The organism is Serratia sp. JKS000199 (assembly GCF_900215455.1).
Lineage (GTDB): Bacteria > Pseudomonadota > Gammaproteobacteria > Enterobacterales > Enterobacteriaceae > Serratia > Serratia ureilytica.
In genome coordinates this window covers 3,804,960-3,817,262 of sequence record NZ_LT907843.1, presented here as the reverse complement: position 1 = coordinate 3,817,262, position 12,303 = coordinate 3,804,960, and the positions used below count along the sequence as shown (strand labels likewise).

Annotated in this window: 15 protein-coding genes; 2 read left to right on the top strand and 13 right to left on the bottom strand. The window is 59.0% G+C overall.

The features are described 5' to 3' along the window. Position 1: 1 nt before the first annotated feature. Positions 2-1,216: a lactonase family protein gene (locus tag CPH57_RS18175; RefSeq protein WP_046687876.1), complete on the top strand. Its 1,215-nt coding sequence runs from the start codon at positions 2-4 to the stop codon at positions 1,214-1,216. A 51-nt stretch (positions 1,217-1,267) separates the two neighbouring features. Further along, the gene (locus tag CPH57_RS18170) at positions 1,268-3,184 is read left to right on the top strand and encodes a transcription antiterminator (protein WP_033644486.1); all 1,917 of its coding nucleotides are present in this window, start codon (positions 1,268-1,270) and stop codon (positions 3,182-3,184) included. Between the two features lie 6 nt (positions 3,185-3,190). Here CPH57_RS18170 and CPH57_RS18165 read toward each other — a convergent pair whose 3' ends face one another. The 13 genes from CPH57_RS18165 to CPH57_RS18105 all read right to left on the bottom strand — a co-directional run bounded on the left by CPH57_RS18165 (position 3,191) and on the right by CPH57_RS18105 (position 12,248). Continuing rightward, the gene (locus CPH57_RS18165; protein ID WP_033644489.1) at positions 3,191-3,613 is read right to left on the bottom strand and encodes a type II toxin-antitoxin system HigA family antitoxin; all 423 of its coding nucleotides are present in this window, start codon (positions 3,611-3,613) and stop codon (positions 3,191-3,193) included. Beyond that, complete coding sequence (locus CPH57_RS18160) at positions 3,610-3,921, bottom strand: type II toxin-antitoxin system HigB family toxin (protein ID WP_004937033.1); 312 nt, start codon at positions 3,919-3,921, stop codon at positions 3,610-3,612. Before CPH57_RS18160 ends, CPH57_RS18165 begins: the two co-directional genes overlap by 4 nt. 294 nt (positions 3,922-4,215) lie before the next feature. Next, a complete protein-coding gene (gene npr / locus CPH57_RS18155) occupies positions 4,216-4,488 on the bottom strand; it encodes a PTS phosphocarrier protein NPr (RefSeq protein WP_004937034.1) in 273 nt (90 codons plus the stop codon). After that, positions 4,485-5,339 (bottom strand): RNase adapter RapZ, encoded by an 855-nt coding sequence (rapZ, locus tag CPH57_RS18150; protein WP_015379177.1) that lies wholly within the window; start codon positions 5,337-5,339, stop codon positions 4,485-4,487. The genes npr and rapZ overlap by 4 nt, the downstream gene beginning before the upstream one ends. A 127-nt stretch (positions 5,340-5,466) precedes the next feature. Next, positions 5,467-5,928, bottom strand: a complete 462-nt coding sequence (gene ptsN, locus CPH57_RS18145) for a PTS IIA-like nitrogen regulatory protein PtsN (protein WP_016930212.1) — start codon at positions 5,926-5,928, stop codon at positions 5,467-5,469. A gap of 155 nt (positions 5,929-6,083) precedes the next feature. After that, positions 6,084-6,371, bottom strand: a complete 288-nt coding sequence (gene hpf, locus CPH57_RS18140) for a ribosome hibernation promoting factor (RefSeq protein WP_004937038.1) — start codon at positions 6,369-6,371, stop codon at positions 6,084-6,086. A gap of 23 nt (positions 6,372-6,394) precedes the next feature. After that, on the bottom strand, positions 6,395-7,828 hold the full coding sequence (gene rpoN / locus CPH57_RS18135; protein ID WP_043141961.1) for an RNA polymerase factor sigma-54: 1,434 nt from the start codon (positions 7,826-7,828) through the stop codon (positions 6,395-6,397). A 52-nt stretch (positions 7,829-7,880) separates the two neighbouring features. Beyond that, positions 7,881-8,606 (bottom strand): LPS export ABC transporter ATP-binding protein, encoded by a 726-nt coding sequence (lptB, locus tag CPH57_RS18130; RefSeq protein WP_004937040.1) that lies wholly within the window; start codon positions 8,604-8,606, stop codon positions 7,881-7,883. Positions 8,607-8,612: 6 nt separating this feature from the next. Next, positions 8,613-9,152: a lipopolysaccharide ABC transporter substrate-binding protein LptA gene (lptA, locus tag CPH57_RS18125; protein ID WP_025160121.1), complete on the bottom strand. Its 540-nt coding sequence runs from the start codon at positions 9,150-9,152 to the stop codon at positions 8,613-8,615. After that, positions 9,121-9,699, bottom strand: coding sequence for an LPS export ABC transporter periplasmic protein LptC (gene lptC / locus CPH57_RS18120; protein ID WP_033644491.1), 579 nt, complete (start codon positions 9,697-9,699; stop codon positions 9,121-9,123). The genes lptA and lptC overlap by 32 nt, the downstream gene beginning before the upstream one ends. Continuing rightward, the gene (kdsC, locus tag CPH57_RS18115; RefSeq protein ID WP_021505108.1) at positions 9,696-10,250 is read right to left on the bottom strand and encodes a 3-deoxy-manno-octulosonate-8-phosphatase KdsC; all 555 of its coding nucleotides are present in this window, start codon (positions 10,248-10,250) and stop codon (positions 9,696-9,698) included. Before kdsC ends, lptC begins: the two co-directional genes overlap by 4 nt. A 17-nt stretch (positions 10,251-10,267) precedes the next feature. Next, complete coding sequence (gene kdsD / locus CPH57_RS18110) at positions 10,268-11,254, bottom strand: arabinose-5-phosphate isomerase KdsD (protein WP_033644492.1); 987 nt, start codon at positions 11,252-11,254, stop codon at positions 10,268-10,270. A gap of 16 nt (positions 11,255-11,270) precedes the next feature. Further along, entirely contained in the window at positions 11,271-12,248 is a 978-nt protein-coding gene (locus CPH57_RS18105) for a calcium/sodium antiporter (protein WP_033644493.1), read from the bottom strand. Positions 12,249-12,303: the final 55 nt, after the last annotated feature.

Genomic DNA, 12,303 nt, shown 5'->3' with positions numbered 1-12,303 from the left:
TATGCGAAACTGGCAGGCTCCAACCCGACGCGCCGCGTTGTTCCTGGCGCTGCTGGCCGTGACCGGCCCGGCGCTGCATGCTGAGGATGCAATGAACTCCACGTCATCTCATTTTGCCTATATCGGCACCTACAATCCCAACGGCGAAGGCGTTTACCGAGTGCGGGTCGATCCGGCCAGCGGCGCGTTGAGCCAGGTTACGCTGGTCAGCAACGTGCCGAATCCGGCGCAGCTGACGTTGAGCACTGACGGCAAGACGCTGTATGTCGCCAGCGAAGTGGCCGATTTCAACGGCGGCAAGCACGGCGGCATCACCGCCTACCGGGTCAATCCGGCCGATGGCGCACTGACGCAGCTCAACCAGGTGGATTCGCAGGGGGCAGGGCCGGTGTATCTCACCTCGACGCCGGACGGGAGGCATCTGCTGGTAGCGAACTACGTCAGCGGCAGCGTGGCGGTCTTCCCGATTGAAGCGGACGGCAGCCTGGGCGCCGCCAGCTCGGTGCAGCAGCAACAGGGCCCGGCGGGCGCGGCCAAACCGGCGGCAGCGGTGAACGGCAGCTTCGCCATCAGCGATCACAACGGCCCGCATGCCCATATGATCGCCAGCGATCCGAGCGGCAAGTTCGTGTTCTCCACCGATCTGGGGTTGGATCGCATCTACCAATGGCGCTTTGACGCCGCGAGCGGCCGGCTGACGCCGAACGATCCGCCGTGGATCGCCGCCTCTTCCGCCGGCGCGGGGCCGCGTCACTTTGTGTTCCATCCGGACGGCGAAACCGTGCTGCTGGTGAACGAAGAGGCCTCGACGTTGACCAGCTACCGTTTTGATCGCCAAAAAGGTACTCTGAAACAACTGCATGCGGTTTCCGCGCTGCCCGCCGACTATCAGGGCACCAGCTTCGCTTCGGGGCTGGCGCTCAGCAAGAACGGCGACACGCTGTACGTCGCCAACCGGCTGCATAACAGCATTGCCCAGTTCAGCGTGGGCGCCGGCGGTGAGTTGAAACCGGTGGCGGAAACCTGGACCCGCGGCGATTATCCGCGTTCGCTGGCGCTGAGCCCGGATGGCCGCTATCTGTATGCGTTGAACCAGCGCAGCGATAACGTCACCCGCTTCAGCGTCAACCCGACGGACGGCAAACTCAGCTTTGTGGGCGGCTATCTGCCGATCGGCAGCCCCTCGCAAATGGCGTTCCTGCCGCCGCCGAAGTAACCTGTGGCCCGCCCGGTTCACCGGGCGGGCCGCCTGATTGACGGACACAGAATGGTGCGATTTCCTTACCCGCGTTTGGCTTACTTGTTCGATGCTTTGCAAACCGAGACTTTGCCGCAGGATGAGCTGGCGAAGCGTTTCGCCGTGTCCACCCGCACGGTGCGGGCGGATATCACCGCGCTGAACGAGATCCTGGACAAATATGGCGCGCGCTTCGTGCATAGCCGCGGGGCCGGCTATCGTTTGCAGGTCGATAATGCCGCGCTGTTCAGCGCCCTGCAGCATCAGGAGCGCCGCAAACACGCCACCCCGCGCAGCGCGCAGGAGCGAGTGCATTATCTGCTGGTGCGTTTTTTGACCTCAGCCTTCTCCCTTAAACTGGAAGATTTGGCTGACGAGTGGTTCGTCAGCCGCGGCACGCTGCAAAACGACATGGCTGAGGTGAGAGAGCGTCTGGCGCACTATCAATTGACGATCGAAACCAAGCCGCGCTACGGCATGAAGCTGTTCGGTGCGGAGATGGCGATCCGCGCCTGCCTGACCGACCTGCTGTTCCAGCTGCAGTTGGCCGACGCCGAGAACCCGCTGCTCAACAACGAGATCCTGCTGCAGCCGCAGGTGGCGGCGTTCGCCGGATTGCTGCACCCGCTGCTGTCGCAATATGCCATTCGTCTGACCGACGAGGGCGAGCAGTACCTGATTTTCTACTGTGCGGTGGCGCTGCGGCGCATCAACGATGGCTATCCGCTGTCGGACTTCGAGGTGGAGGACGGCGACGAGGCGGTGCGCCAGGTGTCGACCCGCCTGGCGGCGGAGCTGCGTGCGGCCTCCGGCAAAGAGATCTCGATGGCCGAAGAGGCCTATCTGCGGGTCAACATCGCCGCGCGCCGCGTGCAGGACGTGCAGCCGACCGAAATCAACGCCGACGATGAAGAAGCGCTGGTGGACTACATTCTTTCCTACATCAACGCACACTATAACTACAACCTGCAGGGCGACGAGCAGCTGCGGGCCGATCTGCTTACCCATATCAAGACCATGATTACGCGGGTGAAATACCAGATCAACATCCCCAATCCGCTGTTGGCCAACATCAAGCAGCACTATCCGATGGCTTACGACGTGACGCTGGCGGCGGTCTCCAGCTGGGGCAAGTACACGCCTTATACGCTGAGCGAGAACGAAATCGGTTATCTGGTGTTGCACATCGGCGTGGGGCTGGAGCGACATTACAACATCGGTTATGAACGCCACCCGCAGGTGATGCTGGTGTGCGACACCGGCAACTCGACGGTGCGCATGATCCAGGCGCAGATTGCGCGCAAGTACCCGCAGCTGGTGATGACGCGCATCGTCTCGCTGCGCGATTATGAGATGCTCGCGCACATCGACGAAGACTTCGTGATTTCCAACGCCCGCATCGGCGAAAAGAACAAGCCGGTGGTGGTGATGTCGCCGTTCCCGACCGATTATCAGCTGGAGCAACTGGGCAAACTGGTGCTGGTGGATCGCACCCGACCGTACATGCTGGAGAAGTTCTTCGACGCCGAGCATTTCATGGTGCTCAACGAGCCGCTGACGCAGGCGGAACTGTTCAGCCGGGTGTGCGGCCAGCTGGAGCGGGAAGGGTACGTCGGCGCGGACTTTTATCCGTCGGTGGTCGAACGCGAGGCGATCGTCTCCACGCTGCTGGGCGAAGGCATCGCGCTGCCGCACTCGCTGGGGCTGCTGGCGAAAAAGACCGTGGTGGTGACGCTACTGGCGCCGCAGGGCGTCGCCTGGGGCGAGGGCGAGGTCGCGCACGTGATTTTCCTGCTGGCGATCAGCAAGAGCGACTATGAAGAGGCGATGGCGATCTATGAGCTGTTCGTCACCTTCGTGCGTGAACGCTCAATGAGCCGCCTGCTGGGCAGCGACAGCTTCGACAGTTTTAAGGCGGTGGCGCTGGACTGCCTGAGCCGGAGTTGAGGGGAATTAATCCGCTTCCGGCAGGAACAGGGCTGGGGGCAGATTGAAGCGTTTGGCCAGCGCCATAATGTGCGGAATGGTCAGCGATCTTTTGCCGTTCAGGATTTGGTTGACCAACGACTTTTTGCCGATCTCATGTTCAAAATCACTTTGGCTGAGTTGGTGCTGTTCCATCAATACGCGAAGCGCGGCCACCCCCTGCGGGAGTTGGGCGATACGCTGGTTGAATGCGGTAAATTCGGCGCTGTTGTCTTCATATTCGGCGATTTTTTTTGCCAACATGTCAATCAGCGGATGGCGTTCATCGTTTTCCAGCAGATATTCCACCAATTCGAGCGCTTCTCGGTAGTCTTGCTGAGCGTGGCTGCCCTGCAATAAGGGTACGGCGCGCAGTAGCGCATCGGCCGCCTTAATGGCATCTGTAATCATGACGAACTCCTTCGATAGTGCTGCATCAGCTTGTCGTATTCGGCGTGGCTAACGATATGCTTTATGAAGACTTTCTGTGTCTCGAAGCTGGCAAAGAACAAGATCCGCAGGTGGTTGCCGCCGACGTCAATGACCCACCATTTCTCTTTGTACTTCATACGATCGAGCGAAGGAAAAAGCGCTTTTAACTCGTCCGGCGTGCGGAACTCACCCCGTCGCAACGCTTTATAAATGGCCTCGAGAGCAGTGGCTTCATTGGGATATTGCTTCGTTGCGTTATTGAACGGTTCCCTGGAAATGATATGCATCGTTCCTTCGATTCCTACCCGGTGAACATTATAGCGACTGCCGGTGAAGTTCACAAATTGTAAACTTTCTGTTGTCCCGCAAGCAAAGCGTGGGGAAACATCCGCCTGTTGTCTGTTTTTGCGTTACACACTATTGCGATTACCGTGGTGGGGGTAAATCCATAACGTGAATTTACAGGCGGTTACGGCTGCTTCTGGAAGCGGATTCGCAAAATGAGAAACGGGAGGGCTACACTATGGGAAGGGCGGAGGCAACACATGCGCCGAGGCGACGCATGGGAAGAGTCTCAGCGACTAATCTTCATCAAACCCGGAGTTGAACAGCTCGACCACCGCCGCCAGCGCGTTGACTTCATCGGGGCCGGTCGCTTCGACTTCGATGTGCCGACCCTGGGCGGAGTCCAGCATCAGCAGCGCGATGACGCTGCTGGCTTCGGCTTCGGTGCCGCTTTCGTTGCGCAGCATCACTTCGGCGTCGAAGCTTTGCACCAGTTCGAACAGTTTCATCGCCGGGCGCGCGTGCATGCCCAGCTTGTTTTTGATTTCAACCGTCTGTTTGACCGTCATTGTTTGCGCTTTTCCAGCGTGCGGTGGCGCGATTGCACGTTCTTGCCGCGCGAGCGGAAGTAATCGGCCAGCTGTTCCGCCACGTACACCGAACGGTGTTTGCCGCCGGTACAGCCGATGGCGACCGTCAGGTAGCTGCGGTTGTTGGTTTCCAGCATCGGCAGCCACTGTTCCAGATAGCTGCGGGTCTGGTAAATAAAGTTATGCACTTCGGTATGGCGATCGAGGAACGACGCTACCGGCTTGTCCAGACCGGTCATCGGCCGCAGCTTCGGATCCCAGTGCGGGTTAGGCAGGAAGCGCACGTCGAACACGTAGTCGGCGTCGATAGGAATACCGTGCTTGAAGCCGAAGGATTCGAACACCATCGTCAGTTCGCGCTCGCGTTTGCCGAGCAGGCGGGTGCGCAGCATTTCGGCCAGTTCGTGCACCGACATTTCCGAGGTGTCGATAATCAGGTCAGCCCGCGAGCGCAGCGGTTCGAGCAGATCGCTCTCTTCGTCGATCGCGCTTTCCAGCGACAGGTTTTTGCTGGAGAGCGGGTGCAGGCGGCGGGTGTCGCTGTAACGGCGGATCAGCGTGTTGCGATCGGCGTCGAGGAACAGCAGCTGCGGCGAGAAGCTGTCCGGCAGCTGAGTCATCGCGTATTCGAACACTTCCGGCGATTCCGGCATGTTGCGCACGTCGATGCTGACCGCCGCGGAGATATTGCGTTCCGCCAGCGTATTGGCGAGCTGCGGCAGCAGAACCACCGGCAGGTTGTCAACGCAGTAAAAACCCATGTCTTCCAGCGCCCGCAAGGCGACGGATTTTCCGGAACCGGAACGGCCGCTGACAATCATCAGCACCATGTGGCAACTCCCCTGGCATCGCGGCGGCGTTCATCGCCACCGTTAAACTTTGTTATTCCGGCCGTAGCCGGATCCATCATCGTAAAACAGTATCGTTATCCGGGCTGGAAGTCACGCCGGCCGGGCATCACTCGGTGATGATTTGGTAAAGTTCTTCGTCGCTCTGCGCGGCGCGCAGGCGGCGGCATACGGTTTTGTCTGCCAGGCGTTTGGCGACCAGCGACAGCGTATGCAAATGGGTTTTGCACTGATCGGCAGGCACCAGCAGCGCAAACAGCAGATCGACCGGCTGATTGTCGATAGCGTCGAAAGCGATGGGTTGGTCGAGACGGATAAACACGCCAACGGCCCGCAGTGTGTCCTCTTCCAGTTTGCCGTGGGGAATGGCGATACCGTTGCCGATACCGGTGCTGCCCATGCGCTCCCGGGTGAGAACCGCGTCAAACACCACCTGCGAAGGCAGATTGAGCTGTTTGGCGGCCAGTTCGCTGATAATTTCCAAAGCCCGCTTCTTGCTGGTGCAGTGTACCGAGCTTTTGGTGCACTCGATGTTTAACACCGAGCTTAATTGCATATATTCGTTGTTCATCTCATCTTCACTTAAAACCGCGCCGCCGGGCGAACCCGGCAAGGCGGTTTTTCGTCGGTTTTGACCCTGATTACCGTTCGGCGCGTCACCCATGCGGGTCACGCGCCGAAGGGAGAGGCGGCGACGGATGCCGCCTCACGGAATGGGTCAGGGTGTCAGTGTTGCTTCAATTTGTCTTTATGTTTGTTCAATTGACGTGCCAATTTGTCGATCAGCGTATCAATTGCGGCATACATATTCTCGTCTTCCGAGGTGGCGTGCAACTCGCCTCCATTCACGTGCACCGTTGCTTCCGCAATTTGCTGCACTTTTTCCACACTTAATACAACATACACCTGATTGATGCGATCAAAATACTGTTCGAGTTTGGCGAACTTGTTGTTCACGAACTCGCGCAACGGATCGGTGATTTCGATGTGGTGTCCGGTAATGTTGAGCTGCATAGTGTCTTCCTTCTCAATAGAGGTCAAACCAACTGTTTGCGCTGGTTCGACGGCGGGATGGACAAAGACTCTCGGTACTTGGCGACGGTGCGCCGGGCCACGATGATCCCCTGATCGGCGAGCAGGGTGGCCAGCTTGCTGTCGCTGAGTGGTTTGGCGGGGTTTTCCGCCGCAATCAATTTCTTCACCAACGCGCGGATCGCCGTCGAGGAGGCTTCGCCGCCGCTGTCGGTATTCACGTGGCTGGAGAAGAAATATTTCAATTCGAAAATGCCGCGCGGGCTGTGCAGAAACTTCTGCGTGGTGACGCGCGAGATCGTCGATTCATGCATCTCCACGGCCTGGGCGATATCCGCCAGCACCATGGGTTTCATAAACTCTTCGCCTTGCTCGAAGAACGCCTGCTGCTGGCTGACGATGCAGCGGGTGACCTTCAGCAACGTCTCGTTGCGGCTCTCCAGGCTTTTAATCAGCCACTTGGCTTCCTGCAGGTTGCTGCGGATGAACTGGCCGTCGGCTTCGCTGCGGGCGCTGTTACCCAGCGCGGCGTACTGCTGATTGATCTTCAAACGCGGCACGCTGTCGCCGTTGAGCTCGACCGTCCATTTGTTCTGCGTCTTGCGCACCAGCACGTCCGGGATCACGTATTCCGATTCGCCGGTATTGATCGACTGCCCCGGGCGCGGATCGAGCGACTGAATCAGCAGCATCGCTTCTTTCAGTGTATCTTCTTTTAGCCGGGTTGATCGCATCAGGCTGCGAAAGTCGTGGTTGGCCAACAGATCCAGATGCTCGCTGATGATCAGCCGCGCTTCGGCCAGATAAGGCGTATCTTTGGCGTATTGGGAGAGCTGCACCAGCAGGCAATCGCGCAGATCGCGCGCGGCGACGCCGATCGGATCAAAACGCTGCACGCGCTTCAGCACCGCCTCGACTTCCTCGAGGGTCACGTTCTCGTCGCCCAGGCTTTCCAGAATGTCTTCCAGCGGGACGGTGAGATAGCCGGTGTCATCCACCGCGTCGACGATGGAAGTGGCGATGGCGGCGTCGGTATCGGAAAACGGCGTCAGATCCACCTGCCACATCAGATAATCCTGCAGCGTTTGGGTGGTCTCGCCCTGATAGACCGGCAGCTCGTCGTCGCTGTAGTCGGTGCCGGTGCCGGACGGCGTGCCCGCGGTATAGATTTCATCCCAGGTGGCGTCCAGCGGCAGCTCTTCCGGCATGTCTTTCTGCTCCAAGGCCTCGCGGGTATCGAGCCCCTCGGTCTCCTGGGTTTCTTTGGCGTCGATTTCGTCGTGCAGATCGGTCTGTTCAAGCAGCGGATTGCTCTCCAGCGCCAGCTGGATCTCTTGCTGAAGCTCAAGCGTGGACAACTGCAGCAGGCGGATCGCCTGCTGGAGCTGAGGTGTCATGGCCAGCTGTTGGCTGAGCCTGAGTTGCAAACCTTGCTTCATAGTTTTCTGTCTACTTCCGTTAACGGTGTCGTCCCGCAGGACGCGCCGGCGCTTAGAGGCGGAACTCTTCGCCCAGATAAACGCGTTTAACCTGCTCGTCGGCCAGAATAGCATCCGGCGTGCCGTGGGCAATCAGTTTGCCCTGGCTGACGATGTAGGCGCGTTCACACACGTCCAGCGTCTCGCGCACGTTGTGGTCGGTGATCAGCACGCCCAGGCCGCTGTCACGCAGGTGCTCGATGATTTTTTTGATGTCGATAACGGAAATCGGATCCACCCCGGCGAAGGGTTCGTCCAGCAGAATGAATTTCGGGTTGGCCGCCAGCGCGCGGGCAATTTCGACGCGGCGGCGTTCACCGCCGGACAGCGCCTGGCCGAGGCTGTCGCGCAGATGGGAGATATGGAACTCTTCCATCAGCTCTTTGGCGCGGTCTTCGCGCTGTTCGCTGGTGAGATCGGGACGGATCTCCAACACCGCCATCAGGTTGTCGTACACGCTCAGGCGGCGGAAGATCGACGCTTCCTGCGGCAGGTAACCGATGCCGCGGCGCGCACGGGCGTGCAGCGGCAACAGGCTGATGTCTTCCTCGTCGATCACGATGCGCCCGGCGTCGCGCGGCACGATGCCGACCACCATGTAGAAAGTGGTGGTTTTACCGGCGCCGTTCGGGCCGAGCAGGCCGACGATCTCGCCGGATTTCACTTTCAGGCTGACGTCTTCGACAACTTTACGGCCCTTGTAGGCTTTCGCCAGATTTTCTGCGATGAGTGTTGCCATAAGTGATTAGTTACTCTTTTTTTGCCCGTTTTTGTCTTGCAACTGCGACGGTACCAGAACCGTTGTCACGCGTTTGCCTTTGTCGCTAAACGCCTGCATTTGCTGCTGTTGCACCAGATAGGTGATGCGATCGCCTTTCACGTTGCTGTCGAGCTGCTCCAGATAGGCGTTGCCCGTCAGGGTCACCAGCTGGGTCGCCACGTCGTAACGCACTTTCTGCGCGTGGCCTTTGACCGGCTTGCCGCTGTCCTGCATCTGGTAGAAGGTTACCGGGTTGCCGAACGCTTCAATATAGGTCTTATTCTGATCTCCGCCCGGACGGGTGACCACCACCTTGTCAGCGCGGATATCGATGGTGCCCTGTTTGATCACCACGTTGTCAGTAAAGGTGCTGACGTTGCTTTGCATATCCAACGACTGCTTGAGCGAGTCGATGCTGACCGGCTGGCTGGAGTCGGATTTCAGCGCCAGAGCAGGGGCGCTGGCGGCCAAAACTAAGCTGCCGATCAACAGATTACGGAGTTGGTTTTTGGTTCTGGATTTCATAGTTGGTCTTAACCTTATCAATCAGCTCAGCGGTTTTGGTCCGCAGGTTCCCACGCATTTTCATGCCGTTAGAGGTAAAATTGGTCCCGTAAAGCGTGACTTCGTCATCGGAGGTGACGTCCTGGGTGACCAGGTTTACCTGAGCGTTGTCCGTCTTAATTTTTTCCAGCTGCGAGGTGGTGGTCAGGCTGTTTACCTCGACGTGGCCATACAGATACAGCATCCGGTCCTTCGTCAGTTTGGCGCGATCGGCGCGAACTGACCAGGTGGCCACCGCATTCTCGTCGAACAGCGTCATCACCGGCTGGGTGAACCAGCTCAGCTCGCCGGCGGTGTAATACTTCGCGTCTTCCGCCACCAGCTTATAATTCAGTTTACCGGCCGGATTGTACACCACGGTGACCGTGTGCTGGCTCTGGTAGGTCGGATCCTGATCGTTAGCCGGGCCAGGAGCCGTATCGTCGCTGAAGTCCGTCATGTTCCAGCCGATCAGCGCCAGAACGATCACCGTCAACAGGATGGTGATCCAAAGTTTGGTTTTACTCATATCGACAGCCCTTTGGCGTCCTCCAGCTTATTTTGAGCCAAAAGAATGATGTCGCACAGTTCGCGCACCGCGCCGCGGCCGCCGGCAATGCGGGTGACGTAGTGGGCTCGCGGCGTCAGCAGCGGATGAGCGTCTGCGACCGCGACCGCCAGGCCCACCTGCGCCATCACCGGCCAGTCGATCAGGTCATCGCCGATATAGGCGACCTGATCCGCCGTTAACGACAGTTTATCCAACAGTTCGCGGAAGGCCAAAAGCTTATCGGATTGCCCCTGATACAGATGGGTGATGCCGAGCGTTTGCGCGCGGTCTTCCAGCAGCTTGGCGGAGCGACCGGTAATGATCGCCACCTCGATGTCGGAGGTTTTCAGACAGCGGATGCCGTAACCGTCGCGCACGTTGAACGCCTTCAATTCTTCACCGTTGTTGCCCATGAAGATCAGGCCGTCCGACAGTACGCCGTCAACATCGCAAATCAACAGGCGGATGTTCCCGGCACGCGCCATAACCTCTTGTTCTACCGGCCCGTAGCAGGTTTCTACCATACCCATTCCGTTCTATTCCTTAATTAAACGACGCCGGCACGCAGCATGTCATGCATATGTACCACACCCAGCAACTGGTCGCCATCGGCAACCAGCAACGCGGTGATGTGGCGTTGCTGCATCAGATTCAGCGCATCGACCGCCAGGAGGTTGGGACGCACCCGCACGCCGCCCGGCGTCATGACATCGGCGATCTTGGCTTCGTGCAGGTTGATGCCCATATCGAACACCCGGCGCAGGTCGCCATCGGTAAAGATGCCGGCGATTTTCATCAGATCGTCGCAGATCACCGTCAGACCCAGATTTTTGCGGGTGATTTCCAGCAGCGCGTCGCGCAATGAGGCGTCGGCGCTGACGTGGGGCATTTCGTCGCCGCTGTGCATGATATCGCTAACCCGCAGCAGCAGCTTGCGGCCGAGTGCGCCGCCCGGATGCGACAGCGCGAAATCTTCCGGCGTGAAACCGCGCGCCTTCAGCAGCGCGACGGCCAACGCATCGCCCATCACCAGCGTGGCGGTGGTGCTGGTGGTCGGCGCCAGCCCCAGCGGGCAGGCCTCCTGCGGCACCTTGATGCACAGGTGGATGTCCGCCGCCTTGCCCATCGAACTTTCCGGATTGTTGGTCATGCAGATGAGGGTGATCCGCTGCCGTTTCAACACTGGGATCAGCGCCAGGATCTCGCTGGACTCACCGGAGTTGGAGATGGCGAGCACGATATCCTGCGGAGTGACCATGCCCAAATCGCCATGGCTGGCTTCCGCCGGGTGAACGAAGAATGAGGGGGTGCCGGTGCTGGCGAAGGTCGCGGCGATCTTGCAGCCGATATGGCCGGATTTGCCCATGCCCATCACCACTACTTTGCCGCCGCAGGCGGCGATCGTTTCGCAGGCGCGGGTGAAGTCTGCGTTGATGTAGCTGTCGAGCTGAGCCAGCCCGTCACGCTCTATCTGAAGCACTTCTTTGCCGGCCTGTTGAAAATCGAAGCCCGGTTGCAACTCAATGTTCGACATACTCATTCCCGTCGGTTTAGCCGAAAGTACTGAAAGGGTTAAAGAACAGCACCGCAAGATACGCAATAAAGCCGCATAATAACAGCGCGCCGGCTAGGTGGCCGATGCGGTGTTTGCGGCCGATGCACAGCACGCTCAGCAGCACGCTGGCCGCCAGCATCACCCAGTAATCGCGCTGGAAGGCGGCGGCGTCCACGCTGCCCGGCGACAGCAGGGCGGGGACGCCCAGCACGATCACCGTGTTGAAAATATTGGAGCCGATGATATTGCCAATCGCCATATCATCTTCGCCCTTTAATGCTCCGGCGATGGACGTGGCCAGCTCGGGCAGGCTGGTGCCGATGGCGATAATGGTCAAGCCGACCACCAGTTCGCTCAGGCCGAAATAGTGCGCGATCACCGTCGCGTTATCGACCACCATTCTGGAAGAGAGCGGCAGAATGATAAACGCCAGCACCAGCCACAGCACCGCTACGGTATTGCTGCTGTCCTGCGGCAGTTCGGCGATCTGCTCCATGGTCAGGCTGTCGCTGCCCTCGCGCTGCGCCAGCCGGGCGATTTTCAGCATCAGCAGGATGAAACCGGCGGCGGCGGTCAGCAGCAGCACGCCGTCCAGCCTGCTCAGGGTGCCGTCCATCAACACGAAACCGCACAATACTGTGACCGCTAACATCAGCGGCAGTTCGCGCCGCAGTATTTCCGATCGTGCAGCCAGCGGGTGAATCAGCGCTGCGACGCCCAGGATCAATAAAATGTTGGTGATGTTGGAACCTAATACGTTGCCAACGGCCATATCTATCTGCCCGTTCAGCGCGGCGGTGGTGGACACGATCAGCTCCGGCAGTGAAGTGCCGATGCCGACGATGGTCATGCCGATGATCAACGGCGGCACGCCAAGCGAACGGGAAATCACGGCAGCACCATAAACTAAGCGGTCTGCACCATACACCAGTAGAAATAAACCAACGATTAATAATGCTATTGCGAGAAACATGCAGGGTCCTTTGTCGGGTATTATCCCGGTTCGTTGGTTAAAGCCGTCAATGCGG

Excerpts from the sequence above, each read along its gene's own strand:
- lptA (WP_025160121.1), bottom strand. The coding sequence starts at position 9,152 with ATGAAATCCAGAACCAAAAACCAACTCCGTAATCTGTTGATCGGCAGC.
- CPH57_RS18160 (WP_004937033.1), bottom strand. The coding sequence starts at position 3,921 with ATGCATATCATTTCCAGGGAACCGTTCAATAACGCAACGAAGCAATAT.
- rapZ (WP_015379177.1), bottom strand. The coding sequence starts at position 5,339 with ATGGTGCTGATGATTGTCAGCGGCCGTTCCGGTTCCGGAAAATCCGTC.
- lptC (WP_033644491.1), bottom strand. The coding sequence starts at position 9,699 with ATGAGTAAAACCAAACTTTGGATCACCATCCTGTTGACGGTGATCGTT.
- rpoN (WP_043141961.1), bottom strand. The coding sequence starts at position 7,828 with ATGAAGCAAGGTTTGCAACTCAGGCTCAGCCAACAGCTGGCCATGACA.
- npr (WP_004937034.1), bottom strand. The coding sequence starts at position 4,488 with ATGACGGTCAAACAGACGGTTGAAATCAAAAACAAGCTGGGCATGCAC.
- kdsD (WP_033644492.1), bottom strand. The coding sequence starts at position 11,254 with ATGTCGAACATTGAGTTGCAACCGGGCTTCGATTTTCAACAGGCCGGC.
- hpf (WP_004937038.1), bottom strand. The coding sequence starts at position 6,371 with ATGCAGCTCAACATTACCGGACACCACATCGAAATCACCGATCCGTTG.
- CPH57_RS18175 (WP_046687876.1), top strand. The coding sequence starts at position 2 with ATGCGAAACTGGCAGGCTCCAACCCGACGCGCCGCGTTGTTCCTGGCG.
- lptB (WP_004937040.1), bottom strand. The coding sequence starts at position 8,606 with ATGGCAACACTCATCGCAGAAAATCTGGCGAAAGCCTACAAGGGCCGT.
- kdsC (WP_021505108.1), bottom strand. The coding sequence starts at position 10,250 with ATGGGTATGGTAGAAACCTGCTACGGGCCGGTAGAACAAGAGGTTATG.
- CPH57_RS18105 (WP_033644493.1), bottom strand. The coding sequence starts at position 12,248 with ATGTTTCTCGCAATAGCATTATTAATCGTTGGTTTATTTCTACTGGTG.
- CPH57_RS18165 (WP_033644489.1), bottom strand. The coding sequence starts at position 3,613 with ATGATTACAGATGCCATTAAGGCGGCCGATGCGCTACTGCGCGCCGTA.
- CPH57_RS18170 (WP_033644486.1), top strand. The coding sequence starts at position 1,268 with ATGGTGCGATTTCCTTACCCGCGTTTGGCTTACTTGTTCGATGCTTTG.
- ptsN (WP_016930212.1), bottom strand. The coding sequence starts at position 5,928 with ATGAACAACGAATATATGCAATTAAGCTCGGTGTTAAACATCGAGTGC.